The organism is Marinobacterium marinum, from assembly GCF_013868415.1.
Lineage (GTDB): Bacteria > Pseudomonadota > Gammaproteobacteria > Pseudomonadales > Balneatricaceae > Marinobacterium > Marinobacterium marinum.
Genome location: NZ_JACEMT010000033.1, coordinates 120,324 through 133,535 on the forward strand (window position 1 = coordinate 120,324; position 13,212 = coordinate 133,535).

Genomic DNA, 13,212 nt, shown 5'->3' on the forward strand with positions numbered 1-13,212 from the left:
GCCCTCATGATGTCCAAGATTTACCGTTCTATCGCCGCCGCCATGATGGCACTCATGCTCAGCCTGCCCGCCTATGCCATCTCACTGGATGATGCCAAGGCTCAGGGTCTGGTTGGCGAACGCAGCACCGGCTATTTGGGCACAGTCACCGCCGCCCCCGGTGCTGACGTCAAGCAACTGGTCGAGCAGATCAACTCCAAGCGACGCGCACTGTACCAACAGAAAGCCTCCAAGGCCGGTGTCGAACTGGAAGTGATGGAACTGCGTACCGGCGAGCGTCTGCAGCAGATGACCCCTGCCGGTGAGTACATTCAGAATGCCAACGGTCGCTGGGTACGCAAGTGAAAGCAGTACCAGCCCTAAGTGCCAGCCTGCTGCTGGCGGCCTTACCGCCGGCAGCCTGCGCCGAAGAGGTCGACAAAAGCTGGACAGCAAATCTCTATTTTGAGAATGACCTGTTCAGCGAAACCGATCAGCAGTATACCAATGGCGTTCGTCTGTCCTGGGTTTCTCCCGAAATCGACAGCTTCATCGACGATCCGGCGTTACCGGACTGGCTGCGCTCAGCCAACCGTCTGCTGACACCACTGGACCCTGAGCCCATTCATTTGGGTGATGATGTCAGCCGCCGCCTGATTTTCACCATCGGCCAGCAGATCATGACCCCGGACGACCGCGAGCGCACCACACTCGACCCCAATGATCGCCCTTACGCGGGTTGGCTGTATGCAGGCTTCGGCTACCATACTCAAACCCGCCGCCGGATGAACTCGTTCGAGGTCAACCTGGGCATGATCGGCCCGGCATCACTGGCCAAAGAAGCTCAGGACTTCATTCACGACCTGCGCGGGTTCGATAAATTTCAGGGCTGGGACCACCAGTTACGCAACGAAGTGGGGCTACAGCTGGTTTACGAGCATAAATACCGCTGGATGCGAGAATCACTGGCGCCCCGCTGGGAACATGAAGCCATCGTACATGGCGGCGGCAGCCTGGGTAATGTGGCCACATACCTGAATGGCGGCATCGAATACCGTATCGGTAAGCATTTGCCGCACGATTTTGGCACCTCGGCCTTGAGGCCCGGCGGCGACAACAGCGTGCCGGGCCGCGGCGATCCGCGCTTCCGACACCAGTGGGGCGTCCACGCCTTCGTTTCGCTGGATGGCCGCTATGTACTGCGGGACATTTTTCTGGATGGCAATACCTGGCGCGACAGCCACAGCGTTGACCGCCGCCCCTGGGTCGCGGATGCTGCGTTCGGCGTAGCGGCCACTTGGGAGCGCTGGAAACTATCCTATGCTCGGATCTACCGCACTCGGCAGTTCGAACAGCAGGATAGCAGCCACAACTTTGGCTCTCTGGCAATCGCCTACACTTTCTAGGCTTTTTCCAAAAACGGCTGACGCCACCGGTGTTGATTGTTAAACTTTGATCTTACTTTTACGCGACCTGATTGGGAACCATGACCAAGACTCTGCTAAGTCTGCTGCTGGTTGATGACAGCCGCATCGCTCGTTTGAGCCTCAAACGTCAACTGATGTCCCTGGGACTGGAGCTGACCCTGCTGGAAGCGGATTCCGCCGATACGGCCGAAGCGGTCCTCGCCTCCACCATCCCGGATATTGCGCTAATTGATTTCAATATGCCCGGTCGAGATGGCCTGCAACTGGCCGAACACATCCGGCAACATCATCCCCGGGTACGCATGGCGCTGGTAACGGCCAATATTCAGGATGCGCTGGCACAACGAGCCCGTCAGTTGGGGCTCGCCTTTTTACCCAAACCGACCACCGCCGAACAGCTGGGCGCCTTTATTCAACAGGAATAACGATGGATCTTTTCAGCGCTGACGAACACGACCTGATTGTCGAACTGATGAACCTGGGTGTTGGCCGCGCGGCTCACGCCCTGTCCCAACTGGTCAGTGACGAAGTACTGCTGTCGGTCCCCCGACTCGAATTCATCTCGGTCCCCGAAGCCCAGCAGGCCTTCCGCAACGACCTGCCTCCCTTTTTGGCGGGGGTCATGCAGAACTTTGAAGGCTTTATCAACGGCCGTGCGGCGCTGCTGTTCCCTGAAGCCCGCAGCCTGGAGCTGGTCAATGCGATGATTGGTGAAGAGCTTTCCGCCGATGAGATCAGCGAGCTGGAGCACGAAACACTGGCGGAACTGGGCAATATCTTGCTCAACCACTGCCTGGCCACGCTGGCCAACCAGTTGCAGCAGCAGATCAAGACAGACATTCCAATGGCTTTCAGCACTAGTGCCGACGACCTGTCCGGCACTCTGGAACTCTGCCAGGGCGATGTCAACAATACCCTGGTCATGCTGGTACAGATCGACTTCAGCCTGAAAACCAGCGCCTTGCGCGGCTATCTGGCGTTTATTATCGACCTGCACTCTGCCGACACTTTTGTGAATGCCCTGAGGTCTTACCTTGCCGAGCTCCTCTGAAACGTCCAGCGTCTGTCTGAACGACATTCTCGACAATCTGGACTGTACCGACCTGCTGCATAGTCTCGATGGTGGCGTATTACTGCTGGATGCACAGTGCCGGATCATTTTTTGTAACCGCTGGTTCTGTCGTCACACAGGCCTGGTCGACAGCAACATACTCGGCCAAACGCTGGCGCAGCTATTTCCGGAACAGCTCCCCTCGCCACTGCTGGATGCCGTTGAAACAGCCTGCCATCAAAGACTGGGACGCATTCTGTCCTACCAGCTGCACAAGCGCCTGCTGCCTCTGCGCAGACTTACCCCCTGCGGCGAGCTGCAGACTCTGCATCAATCCATTCTGATCAAGCCTCTGAGCCAAAGTGACCTGACCCTAGTACAGTGCCTTGATATCACCAATGCGGTCAAACGTGAGCAGCACTTGCGCGCCAGTGAGCGTATTCTGAAGCTGGAGCGCCGTGTTCTCGAATCCATCGCCGCCGGCGATCCACTCGACACGGTACTCGACGAAATTTGTAACACCGTGGAACAGCTCATACCGGATGCACCAACGGCGGTCATGCTGGTTGATGAAACCCACAACCTGCTCACGATCAAAAGTGCCCCCAACCTTCCAGGTGCCTTTACCCGCCGGGGAGAGGAAATGATCCTGAGCTCCGCCTCCACCACCTGCACCCGCGCCGTGCAGCTGCACAAGCTGGCCGTGACGGCCAATATACACCAGGATGACAGCTGGAGTCCTTGGCGCGAGGTTGCTCAAGGGCTCCAGATTGCCGCCTGCTGGGCACAACCGATTGTCGCCGCCTATGATGAAGTCGTCGGCGTGTTTGCCTGCTACCCGCAGCATACGGGGGCACCCAACGAGCCTGAGCGTCAGCTGCTGCTGCGCATGGCCCACCTCGCGGCCATCGCGTTGGAGCGCCATCGCCGAATGGAACGTATCCGCTTCCTTGCCCTGCATGACCCTCTGACAGGACTGCCCAACCGCAGCCTGCTGAATGAACATCTGGGGCGCAACCTGCGTCGTGCCAACCGCGAAAATCACCAGTTCGCACTCATGTTCATCGATCTGGACGGTTTCAAACAGATTAACGACCAGCACGGCCATGATGCCGGAGACGATCTCCTTTCGGTACTGGCCGGTCGCATGACCGAACAGCTGCGAGGTACCGATACCTGTGCCCGCATTGGAGGCGACGAATTCGTGGTTATGCTGGAAACCGTACAATCTCCCGACGGCGCAGCCAGGGTAGCCGACAAGATCCTGAAATGTCTGAACACTCCGGTTCAACGCGGCCAGCTGTTGCTGCAGGTATCGGCATCCATTGGTATCGCATTGTACCCGGAAGACGGCACCAGCTCCGATGCCCTGCTGACCTGTGCCGATGACGCCATGTACCGGGCCAAAGCCAACGGCAAAAACTGCTGGTACAGAATAGGCTGAGGCCGCTCGATCAACAATTGAGCGGCCTTCAACACCTCGGCCTAAACCTTGAATTTCTCGACGGCATGTTTCAGCTGCTCGGACAGCGCGGCAATTTCCTGGCTGGTCGCGGCCACATTATCGGCAGCCTGAGCAGTTTCGTCCGCCGCCATGTTGATCCGGTTCAGGTTCTGGTTCATCTCTTCCGCCACCGAGCTCTGCTCTTCGGCCGCACTGGCAATCTGCGTGTTCATATCATTCACCTTCAAAATATGCGAGATGATTTCTTCCAGTGCATCATTGGCATGCGCAGACTTGTTGACGCCTTCCACTGCCTGCTCCTGCCCTTTGACCATCACTTCCGCCGCACGCGCCGCGGCGTCCTGCAGATGGGTAATCATCCCCTGAATTTCAGAGGTTGAGCTCTGGGTCCGACCGGCCAGTGTACGCACCTCATCCGCTACCACTGAAAACCCCCGTCCCTGGTCACCGGCACGGGCCGCTTCAATAGCGGCATTCAACGCCAGCAGGTTGGTCTGTTCAGCCACGTCACGAATCACATCCACGACGCGGCCAATATCCTGCGCATCCGCCGCCAGGTCGGCAATGACCTGAGCCGCCGATTGCACCTCGGATGCCAATCGGTTCATGCCATTCACGCTGTCGGTCACCACCTGCTGTCCATTGTGGGCAGACGTATCCGCCGACGATGCACTGTCGGCTGCCGCCACGGTACTTCTGGCCACATCGTGTACGGTCGCGTTCATTTCATACATGGCGGTTGCAACCAGGTCCGTCTCCGCCTTCTGCGCCTGAATCCCTTGGCGAGATTGCTCTGCCAACACCGCCCCTTGGCGCGCCTGGTCACCCAATGCCTGTCCGACCTGGCCAATTTCTCGCGCCAGGTCAGCCAGACTGTTGCGCGTCTGGATAAAGCGCTGCGTGATCAATCCCACTTCATCGGATGCCGATGCATGTGGCAGCACCTGCTCTCTGAAATCCCCTGCCGCCATGGCATCCGCCAATACCCGAAGGTTGCTCAGGGCACGGTTAAGGCGTCGAATGACATAGAAAGCGAAGCCGCCTGCCAGCAACAACCCTACCAGACCGACCAGTATCAACTGGGTCACCAGCAGCGTCGACATGCGATCCATGTCTGCACGCGCCTCACGCGCGCCCCGTAGCTTGCGATCACTAAGCGCCGCACGAGCCAAGTCGGTTTCAAAGTAGATCGGGTTCACGACACTCAGGATGTGCCCGTTCGCTTGTGAAAAGTTCTGCCGTTCAATCAGTCTCACGGTCGGGTTAACCCCTTCCGCGAAAAAGCGTTCGAAGCGGCCTTTGAATTCCGCCGCCAAACGACTGGCTTCTTTGCCGTGATGCACAGACTCGAACTCACGCCACAACTCCCTGACTTGCGCCTCGCGCTCACGGATACGCGTCAGGTGCTGAGCGGTTGGGTGATCATGGGTGCTGACAAACCGACCGGCTGGGTCATGCTGGATGCTGAGTAACAGCTGTGCACGTACCTCTTCCAGCATTCCGCCAATACGTTCAACCTGATACAGAGGCACCATGCGACGATCAAAATTGTCATCAAACTGGAAAGCCTCATACCTGAAGCCGTAAATGGCAAAACTGCCCAAGACAACAACAATGATCAGGAATAACAACACCAACAGCTTGAGCAAATTCCCGAGAGAACGAAACGGACTGACGCGCATAAAAACCTCCAGCATATAAGGCCAGGGCAAGTGAGTGGGGGACATGTATAACGGATGATTCTATATTATGTCGCTCAGTACTAACAGTATTGTCATTAAGACATGCAGACTCGGCGTACATGCCGGGCGGGCTCCGGCAGGTCGAACCAAGCGACTCGGCAGGAAACGCCCGTCCATTGCAGACGGGCGGGCATCCAGGATGCTATGGGAGGTCAGGACATATCCGTGACCTCCTGCTCAATCAACTTGCGTATGCGATCCTCATTATCGATAAACTGCTCACTATCCTTGCGTAGTGATTTGAGCAAACCGAACATCATTGCCAGCAGCACGAACGTAAACGGTAACGCCCCGGCGATAGACGCCGCCTGCAGAGAGCGCAGCGCCAAGTCTCCCCCCAACAGCAGGATAATCAGCGTAACAGCCCCCAGGGCCATCCCCCAGATAATCCGCTGCTGCACGGGGGGCCGCTCGCCAAACGCCAACAGCCTGCCCAGCACCAATGTGCCCGAGTCGGCCGAGGTGACAAAGAAAATTACCACGACCAACAGGGCCGCCAGTTTTGCAACAGTTGCCACCAGGCCGGGCGTCAGCACATCAAAAGCGCTAAACAGCGTACCGGCATAGTCTCCATCACGGATGGCCGCATTGTAGATACTCATGTCGGCACCATAGAGTGCTTCGTAAATACCAGCGGAGCCGATCACTCCAAACCACACCAGCGCCATCACTGAGGGTATGACAATGACCCCGAACATGAATTCGCGGATTGTACGTCCACGCGAAATACGCGCAATGAACATGCCTACAAAAGCGGACCAGGCAATCCACCAGCCCCAGTAAAAAATGGTCCAACTCCCCTGCCACAGCCTCGCCTCTTCACTGCGAGCAGTCCACAAGGTGAGTGAGATGCCCTCGGTCAGGTAATCACCCAGCGCCGTAATCGAACTGGCAATCAGATAGTTGGTATTGGAGGACAGCAGAAAATAGCTCAACAGCAGCACACAGAACCAGGTATTCAACGTCGACAGGCGCTTGATACCCCGTGCCACACCACTGGTTGCCGAAAGGGTTGCCACAACGGTAATCAACAAGATCGACACCACTGTCACCGTTTGGGACGTTTCTTGCAAAATCCCGAGTGACACCAGTCCGGAGCCGATCTGGTTGACCCCCAGACCCAGAGTGGTTGCAATACCAAAGATGGTGCCAAATACCGCCAAAATATCCACGGTATGCCCGATCGGGCCATAAATGCGTCTGCCGATCAGCGGGTAAAGCGCAGAGCGCATGGCAAGCGGCAACCCCTTGCGGAAAGCAAAGTACGCCAGTGACAAGCCCACCACACCATACATGGCCCAGGCAATAGTACCCCAGTGGAAGATGGTCAGCTTGATCCCACCGGTCGCAGCTTCCGCTACCAGGCTACTCGGAGCAGGAAAACCGGCATCACCGGGCAGCAAGCCCGCATCCAGCGCCGCTTGCTTGGCAGCGAAGAAGTCGGCAACAGCCGCTTTCACCTCGTTGCTCAGAAAAGGGTTGCCGCCACTCCAGTTACTGGCAAAGTGGATCATCGGCTCGGACATGGAAAAAAACAGCATCCCGGCCCCGGTACCGCAGCCGAACAGCATTGAAAACCAGGCAAAGTTGCTGAATTCCGGGCGATCGCCATCTCGTCCCAGTCGGATCTTGCCAACACGCGAGAACATTAAATACAGGCAGACCACAAAGGCCATAAACATCACAATGATGTAATACCACCCCAGTGTGTTTTCAATCCAGGCCTTGATGCCCAAAAACTGTTCACTGGCGGTTTTTCCAAGCAGTACCGCATACAGGATGAAGACGACCGTCATAACGATTGCGGTTATGCCCAGCGTCGAATTCAAGCCCTTGAGTACACCACGTTGTTCAATCAGAGTTTCCAGCTCTTCCTTCGGAAGCATTACAACCCTCTTGTCGTCGATGAATATTTTCTATTAGAACTCCTCATTATATAGAAAAGTTACTATAATTGCCGCCCGCATCATTTTCATGGCCCGCCATGACATCTCTGCCAGGGCAGCGCAACAGGGTGCATGAAATCGGGAAAAGCGCGTGAAGTTGTTATACTGACGGCCGCCAGCAGCCAAAACGAGTACATATGTCGGACTACAAGTGGTATGTCGTGCAGTCAAAGCCGGGACAGACAGACAAGGCTGCACAGGAGTTATGCAACCAGGGGTTTGAGGTATTTCTGCCGCTGGTCAGAACCGTCAAATTGCAGCGTGGCAAGCGTATTGAACTGACAGAGCCACTGTTCGCCGGCTATCTGTTTATTGAGCTGTCCGAACTGAGCAGTAACTGGCGTCCCATACGCTCAACGCGAGGAGTCGCCCGCATCATCAGCTTTGGTAATCAGCCTGCGGTTGTTCCCGATGGTGTTATTGAGCAGTTGCGAGACAACCTCAGACACCAGGCCGAATTGCAGGCCATGGAACCCAACCAGACGGTGCGCATTACCGAAGGCCCCTTCGCCAACCTGAACGCCGTCTTTACCGAGTTTGATGGCGAGAAACGTGCCTTTCTGATGCTGGAGCTGCTGGGGCAATGGCAGCGGCTGTCCCTGCCCCTGAGCGCCCTCAAAAAAGCCGATTGATTCAGGCCGATGGCCACAGCGACTGTGGCTCAATCATCAGCGAATGCTCCTGATCGGAAACCCAGACCTGCCCGTCTTCAATCGTGCACTGAAAATGCATGCCACGTTGCACCAGGTCTGCCAGCTGGCGGCTTTGATCAGCAGGCACCCGCCACAGTTGCAGGTTGTCGAAGCGGTGTAACTGCCCCTTAACGCCTTCCCACCAAGGCGTCACGGCCTGTTCGGACCCGTACGCAATAACCAGAACCTGTCGAGCACGGTTACAAGCCTTGCGAATACGCTTCTCACTTGGCAAGCCGACATCAATCCAGATTTCGATATCGCCGGCGTAATCCTTTAGCCACAGGTCCGGCTCATCGTCCGCACATAACCCGCGCGTGAACTCAAGACGCTCGTCCGCCCTGAGCATAAAAGCCAGCAGGCGCATCATTAGCCGCTCTTCCGTTTCGGAGGGGTGCTGTGCCAGCGTATGGCTGTAGTCGGCATAATGGTGCCGGTCCATATCAGCCAGTTGTACATGCACTTTGTGAACTGTTGCGTTTTGAGCCATTAGACGCTTCCAAAAGCCTCGAGTGTAAACCCGCTTTCCAGCCAGAACCAGATGCAATGCAGACCCGTATTCAGTCACAACCTCTTCCGGCTGGCACTCCTGCCAAGCATGCACCCAAGCTCTACAGCTCACCCAGACTGAACTGCTCGCCTGCACTGTCAACCACCAGTTCGGTCCTGCCTCCATGCTGTACCATTCGGGCCAACTCCACCAACTGGTAGAACAGGTTGCGACCGATGCGTCCCTCCATGCCAAAACGGATCATCAAATATGGCGAGGGCTCACGGGTTTCGGGATCCACTGCGACCCGAATCGGGTGCTCGGCATCAGCGCGTACCCGATCACCGGTGGAGGTGGTAAACACCAGCTCGATGCCCCGATCACCCCTGACATGCTCTACACTGACCACCTGAAAGGGCACATCGTCGACCTGTATACCCACTTTTTCGACCGGCGTCTTCAGAAAATAACGCCCGTCCTCCTTCCATAGCACACGCGAAAACATGTTAACCATCGCTTCACGCCCGATCGGTGAGCCTTGGTAATACCAGCGTCCATCACGGGCAATCCGCATATCGATATCGCCACAGAACTCAGGATTCCATTGCTCCAGGGGAGGAATGCCATCCTGTCCCTGCAATTGTTTCCCCAATGCAGCCGGATCAAAATCACCGCTCATTTCAGGCTCCTTGAATGATTTTCCGCGACCATGAGTAGCCCTCACAATGGCTACAGAAGATTTCATCATGCTCTCAGAATAAATGAATATAATTCACTCATAACAAAACACCAATGGAACTAGATGGGAATCATCATGAGCGAACCTCTGCAGCAAAAATTTGCCGATCCTCACCGCAGCGTCTGCTTCGTCGGAACCACTCCGCCCAAGGCCAGCACCGAGGATATGCAGATGCAGGAAATCGCCGACCGCCTGCTGGCCCGTCTGGACACACTTGAATACGATGGCCTGATTGTTTACGACATTCAAGACGAAAGCAGCCGTATCGATACACCACGCCCCTTTCCCTATGCGGAAACCCGTGACCCACGTGAGTATTCGAAGCTTCTGAGTACCAACAGCCAACGCCCCATCATTACTTACAAAAGCGTTGCCCAGCGTGATCGTGCAGATTTTGAACAGTGGCTGGAAGAGGCCTGGGACGAGTATGGCATCCGCCACCTGGTACTGGTAGGCAGTCCGTCTTCCGAAGGGGAGATCAAGCTGCCTCTGAATACCGCTTACACGGCCCTGCAAGAGCATAGCAAGCCGTTTCACCTGGGTGGCGTGACCATTGCCGAGCGTCATGCGACCAAAGGCAACGAGCACCAGCGGCTGATCAACAAGGTTGAAAGTGGCTGCGAGTTTTTTGTCTCTCAAGCCGTATACAACGCCCAGGCGACGATCGACCTGCTAACCTCTTATGCGCGTAGCTGCCGCGAACTCAACGTAACGCCCAAGCGCATCATTCTGACATTTACCCCCTGTGGCAGCGCAAAAACTCTGGAGTTTATGCAATGGCTGGGCATTTCTGTCCCCGAGGCCACGCGTTACCGTATTCTGGATGCTGAAAATCCCTTGGCCGAGTCGATTCGAATTTGCCAAAACAACCTGCAACAGATTCTGGACGCTTGTTTGCCGCTGGGGCTGCCGATCGGGCTGAATATCGAAAGCCTGACCAACCGCAAAGCCGAAATCGACGCCTCCATCCAGCTATATCAGCTGCTGAAAGCAACACTCGACTTGCGCCTGGCCGAACGCAGACTCAATCAGGGTATCTGAGAAAGTAGCAACGCGCCCGCTTGCCCGACAGCAATTAAGCCTCGGGCAGGTGCCCCGGGTCTATGGCGTTGATTCAGCGTTCATCCGGGCCTGCAGCTCCTGCCGCGTACGTGCCAATTCACGATACCGATCCGCGTGCCAAATGACGACCTGACGCTCCAGATCAATTTCATATTTCAGTTTACCCAGAATATCCATCCCCAATAATCCGTCGTAACCCGGGGTAACACTGGGCTCAATAATCAGCAATTCCGACTTGCCCTGATCAACCGGCCCAAATGACAAACCATCCACCGGCATCAGGCTAGTCGGGATGCGTGCGCCTCCCACCACCTGAGCATGGCCGCCCGGACGAAGTGCGGCGCCCAGGCTTTTGGCCGTCGATTTGTGTAGCAGCGTCCGGGTGGCTCCCGTATCCACAATCAGATTAACCGTTTTGCGTTTCCCCTGATAACGCAGCTCAACCGGCACCTGTACACTGTTGCCCTTCACCATTGCCCGCTGTTCCAGACTGGCCATTTCGGCTTCAATAGCCGCCATTTCGCCCAATGTTCCCTTACTGGCCTCAAGGCGCTGCAATACCTGCTCGCGCCGGGCGCGCTCGGAACGGCTGAGCGTTTGCGACTCTTCCTTGAGCCGGGTCATCTGGTCACGGTATTCGGGCGGTATCTGACTTTGGCGATCAACATAGATCTTACGCCCGTTGTGATCCACATAATGGTAGATCTCTGCAGACACCGACGTAGTCCATAATGGTGTTGCAACCAAGGCCATCATCGTGACCAGCGTTTTCCTGTTCATCCCTGCTTCCTCGTATTATTTTTAACCGCCGGCCAGCTTGACCGTATAACCGTCTGCTTCCAAAGCGGCTTTAAGAGTGGCGCGATGATCGCCCTGAATTTCAATCATGCCGTTTTTCACGGCCCCACCCGTTCCACAACGTTGCTTCAACTTCTTCGCCAAAAGCTTCAGCTCTTTCTCCACCAGGGGGATACCAGTGATCGTCGTCACACCTTTTCCCTTGCGGCCACTGGTTTCTCGACGAATACGCACAATGCCATCCAAAGCGGCTACACGCTCGGCATCGGCCTGTTCCTCACATCGGCAAGCATTGACAGCTTCGCCACACGCGGGACAATGCCGCCCGCTTTCTGTCGAATAGACCAAACCACCCAGTTGATCACGTAAACTTGCCATACTACTCAAACTCTTTGCTGATTCTATCCGTGTATTTTACGACAACCGGTTCTCATGCCCAGCGCTCATCGCCAGCCTCTTCATACCAAACTGGCCAGAGGCCAAGCCGCCACATCAAAGCCCGACTCCTCCGATTTGCCGAGCCAGATAGGTTGCATAGTTATCCGTCATTCCCGAGATGAAATCGAGTACACGCCGATAGCCCGCATATAACGGGTCTCCTGCCTGTGGCGCATGAATACCCATTAAGCACAGCACCTTTTCCGAGCGATAGCCGACACGCCTTTCACTGTGCTGTTCATACACCGCATCACAAAATGCATCCAGCAACACACCCAGCGTCGTGTAGGCTCCCACTTCCAGCTCGGCTTTGCGGGAATTCGGAAAAACTCGCTCGCGCGCAACTCGCTTGGCCGTCAAAATTCCTTCTTTCACCATCGGGTCGCCATCCAGCAGCAACTCACCACGATAGCGCCCCGACATGATCGCAGCATAGTGCTGCCGGAACACGGCCACAACCGAGTCCACCATGTTCTCCATCGCCTTGCCACGCAAAGCGGATATCTTGCGCCGGGCTGATGCTTCCGTTGCAAAGATGGCATCATCGAAGGCCAGATCACCACACAACTGCAACAGGATCGTTTTTACATCTTCAAAATCGAGGATGTGCAACTCGATGGCATCCTCCAAATCAAGAATGGCATAACAAATGTCATCAGCGGCTTCCAGCAGAAACGCTAATGGATGCCGGCACCAGTGGTTGTCCCCCAGGGCCACCAGCCCCAAATCACGGCCCATCGCATTCAGAATTTCGACTTCGGATCTGAAGGCGCTGAACTTGCCTTTGGGCCCGGCCAGCGCCACATCCCAGGGATACTTCAGCAGAGTTCCCAAGGTCGGGAACGTCAGGCGCAAGCCACCATCAAACAGGTGATTTTCGATTCGGGTAACAACACGAAAGCCCTGAGCGTTGCCTTCAAATGTTTGTAAATCCAGGCGCTCGATCTGGCTCAGTGGCGCAAGGCGTACATCGTCATCATGACGAATAAACCAGTCACGTATCGCATACTCGCCCGCATGACCAAAAGGAGGGTTACCAATATCGTGTGCCAGACAGGCCGACTGAACAATTGTGCCAACATCTTGGGGCGTCACCCAGGCCGGCAGCTGATCTGCGATCAATTCTCCTACACGAATGCCGAGGCTGCGCCCGACACTGCCGACCTCCATGGAATGTGTCAGCCGTGTATGGATATGATCATTCAGAGAGAAAGGGTGTACCTGGGTCTTGCGCCCCAAGCGACGGAAGGCACTGGAAAAGACTATACGATCATGGTCCTTGTGGAAGTGGCTGCGCCCGACCTCGTCGGGCGTCAGCGACTCATGACCGTAACGATGGGTAGTAAGCAGTTTCGACCAATCCATCCCTATACTCCGGCCACA

14 protein-coding genes are annotated in these 13,212 nt (G+C 56.0%); 7 read left to right on the forward strand and 7 right to left on the reverse strand.

All coding sequences use genetic code 11. The annotated features are described in order from the left end of the window. Positions 1-6 precede the first annotated feature (6 nt). From H1S06_RS02720 to H1S06_RS02740, 5 genes are all read left to right on the forward strand, one after another. Positions 7-345, forward strand: a complete 339-nt coding sequence (locus H1S06_RS02720) for a YdbL family protein (RefSeq protein WP_255482875.1) — start codon at positions 7-9, stop codon at positions 343-345. Then, positions 342-1,385, forward strand: coding sequence for a lipid A deacylase LpxR family protein (locus tag H1S06_RS02725; RefSeq protein ID WP_328515304.1), 1,044 nt, complete (start codon positions 342-344; stop codon positions 1,383-1,385). The genes H1S06_RS02720 and H1S06_RS02725 overlap by 4 nt, the downstream gene beginning before the upstream one ends. Before the next feature lie 80 nt (positions 1,386-1,465). Next, a complete protein-coding gene (locus H1S06_RS02730; protein ID WP_181736961.1) occupies positions 1,466-1,831 on the forward strand; it encodes a response regulator transcription factor in 366 nt (121 codons plus the stop codon). 2 nt (positions 1,832-1,833) lie between these two features. After that, entirely contained in the window at positions 1,834-2,457 is a 624-nt protein-coding gene (locus H1S06_RS02735) for a chemotaxis protein CheX (RefSeq protein WP_181736963.1), read from the forward strand. Continuing rightward, positions 2,441-3,901, forward strand: coding sequence for a diguanylate cyclase domain-containing protein (locus H1S06_RS02740; RefSeq protein WP_181736965.1), 1,461 nt, complete (start codon positions 2,441-2,443; stop codon positions 3,899-3,901). The genes H1S06_RS02735 and H1S06_RS02740 overlap by 17 nt, the downstream gene beginning before the upstream one ends. 41 nt (positions 3,902-3,942) lie before the next feature. Here H1S06_RS02740 and H1S06_RS02745 read toward each other — a convergent pair whose 3' ends face one another. Together H1S06_RS02745 and H1S06_RS02750 are read right to left on the reverse strand one after the other, a co-directional pair. Further along, entirely contained in the window at positions 3,943-5,604 is a 1,662-nt protein-coding gene (locus tag H1S06_RS02745; protein WP_181736967.1) for a HAMP domain-containing methyl-accepting chemotaxis protein, read from the reverse strand. Positions 5,605-5,816: 212 nt separating this feature from the next. Further along, a complete protein-coding gene (locus H1S06_RS02750; RefSeq protein ID WP_181736969.1) occupies positions 5,817-7,550 on the reverse strand; it encodes a BCCT family transporter in 1,734 nt (577 codons plus the stop codon). A gap of 197 nt (positions 7,551-7,747) precedes the next feature. Between H1S06_RS02750 and rfaH the strand changes: the two genes are divergently transcribed. Next, entirely contained in the window at positions 7,748-8,242 is a 495-nt protein-coding gene (gene rfaH, locus H1S06_RS02755; RefSeq protein WP_181736971.1) for a transcription/translation regulatory transformer protein RfaH, read from the forward strand. A 1-nt stretch (position 8,243) separates the two neighbouring features. Here rfaH and H1S06_RS02760 read toward each other — a convergent pair whose 3' ends face one another. Both H1S06_RS02760 and H1S06_RS02765 read right to left on the reverse strand, forming a co-directional pair. Beyond that, a complete protein-coding gene (locus H1S06_RS02760) occupies positions 8,244-8,792 on the reverse strand; it encodes a YaeQ family protein (protein ID WP_181736973.1) in 549 nt (182 codons plus the stop codon). 121 nt (positions 8,793-8,913) lie between these two features. Continuing rightward, positions 8,914-9,471, reverse strand: coding sequence for a DUF1285 domain-containing protein (locus H1S06_RS02765; RefSeq protein ID WP_181736975.1), 558 nt, complete (start codon positions 9,469-9,471; stop codon positions 8,914-8,916). Positions 9,472-9,606: 135 nt separating this feature from the next. Here H1S06_RS02765 and H1S06_RS02770 point away from each other — a divergent pair, with 135 nt between their 5' ends. Beyond that, complete coding sequence (locus H1S06_RS02770; protein ID WP_181736977.1) at positions 9,607-10,572, forward strand: methylenetetrahydrofolate reductase; 966 nt, start codon at positions 9,607-9,609, stop codon at positions 10,570-10,572. A gap of 60 nt (positions 10,573-10,632) precedes the next feature. Here H1S06_RS02770 and H1S06_RS02775 read toward each other — a convergent pair whose 3' ends face one another. From H1S06_RS02775 to H1S06_RS02785, 3 genes are all read right to left on the reverse strand, one after another. Then, on the reverse strand, positions 10,633-11,373 hold the full coding sequence (locus H1S06_RS02775; protein ID WP_181736979.1) for a retropepsin-like aspartic protease: 741 nt from the start codon (positions 11,371-11,373) through the stop codon (positions 10,633-10,635). 21 nt (positions 11,374-11,394) lie between these two features. Then, positions 11,395-11,769, reverse strand: a complete 375-nt coding sequence (locus H1S06_RS02780) for a translation initiation factor Sui1 (protein ID WP_181736982.1) — start codon at positions 11,767-11,769, stop codon at positions 11,395-11,397. A 114-nt stretch (positions 11,770-11,883) separates the two neighbouring features. Continuing rightward, the gene (locus tag H1S06_RS02785) at positions 11,884-13,194 is read right to left on the reverse strand and encodes a deoxyguanosinetriphosphate triphosphohydrolase (RefSeq protein WP_220183732.1); all 1,311 of its coding nucleotides are present in this window, start codon (positions 13,192-13,194) and stop codon (positions 11,884-11,886) included. Positions 13,195-13,212: the final 18 nt, after the last annotated feature.

Coding starts and splice junctions, on each gene's coding strand:
- H1S06_RS02720 (WP_255482875.1), top strand. CDS start 7: ATGATGTCCAAGATTTACCGTTCTATCGCCGCCGCCATGATGGCACTC.
- H1S06_RS02730 (WP_181736961.1), top strand. CDS start 1,466: ATGACCAAGACTCTGCTAAGTCTGCTGCTGGTTGATGACAGCCGCATC.
- H1S06_RS02735 (WP_181736963.1), top strand. CDS start 1,834: ATGGATCTTTTCAGCGCTGACGAACACGACCTGATTGTCGAACTGATG.
- H1S06_RS02745 (WP_181736967.1), bottom strand. CDS start 5,604: ATGCGCGTCAGTCCGTTTCGTTCTCTCGGGAATTTGCTCAAGCTGTTG.
- H1S06_RS02750 (WP_181736969.1), bottom strand. CDS start 7,550: ATGCTTCCGAAGGAAGAGCTGGAAACTCTGATTGAACAACGTGGTGTA.
- rfaH (WP_181736971.1), top strand. CDS start 7,748: ATGTCGGACTACAAGTGGTATGTCGTGCAGTCAAAGCCGGGACAGACA.
- H1S06_RS02760 (WP_181736973.1), bottom strand. CDS start 8,792: ATGGCTCAAAACGCAACAGTTCACAAAGTGCATGTACAACTGGCTGAT.
- H1S06_RS02765 (WP_181736975.1), bottom strand. CDS start 9,471: ATGAGCGGTGATTTTGATCCGGCTGCATTGGGGAAACAATTGCAGGGA.
- H1S06_RS02770 (WP_181736977.1), top strand. CDS start 9,607: ATGAGCGAACCTCTGCAGCAAAAATTTGCCGATCCTCACCGCAGCGTC.
- H1S06_RS02775 (WP_181736979.1), bottom strand. CDS start 11,373: ATGAACAGGAAAACGCTGGTCACGATGATGGCCTTGGTTGCAACACCA.
- H1S06_RS02780 (WP_181736982.1), bottom strand. CDS start 11,769: ATGGCAAGTTTACGTGATCAACTGGGTGGTTTGGTCTATTCGACAGAA.
- H1S06_RS02785 (WP_220183732.1), bottom strand. CDS start 13,194: ATGGATTGGTCGAAACTGCTTACTACCCATCGTTACGGTCATGAGTCG.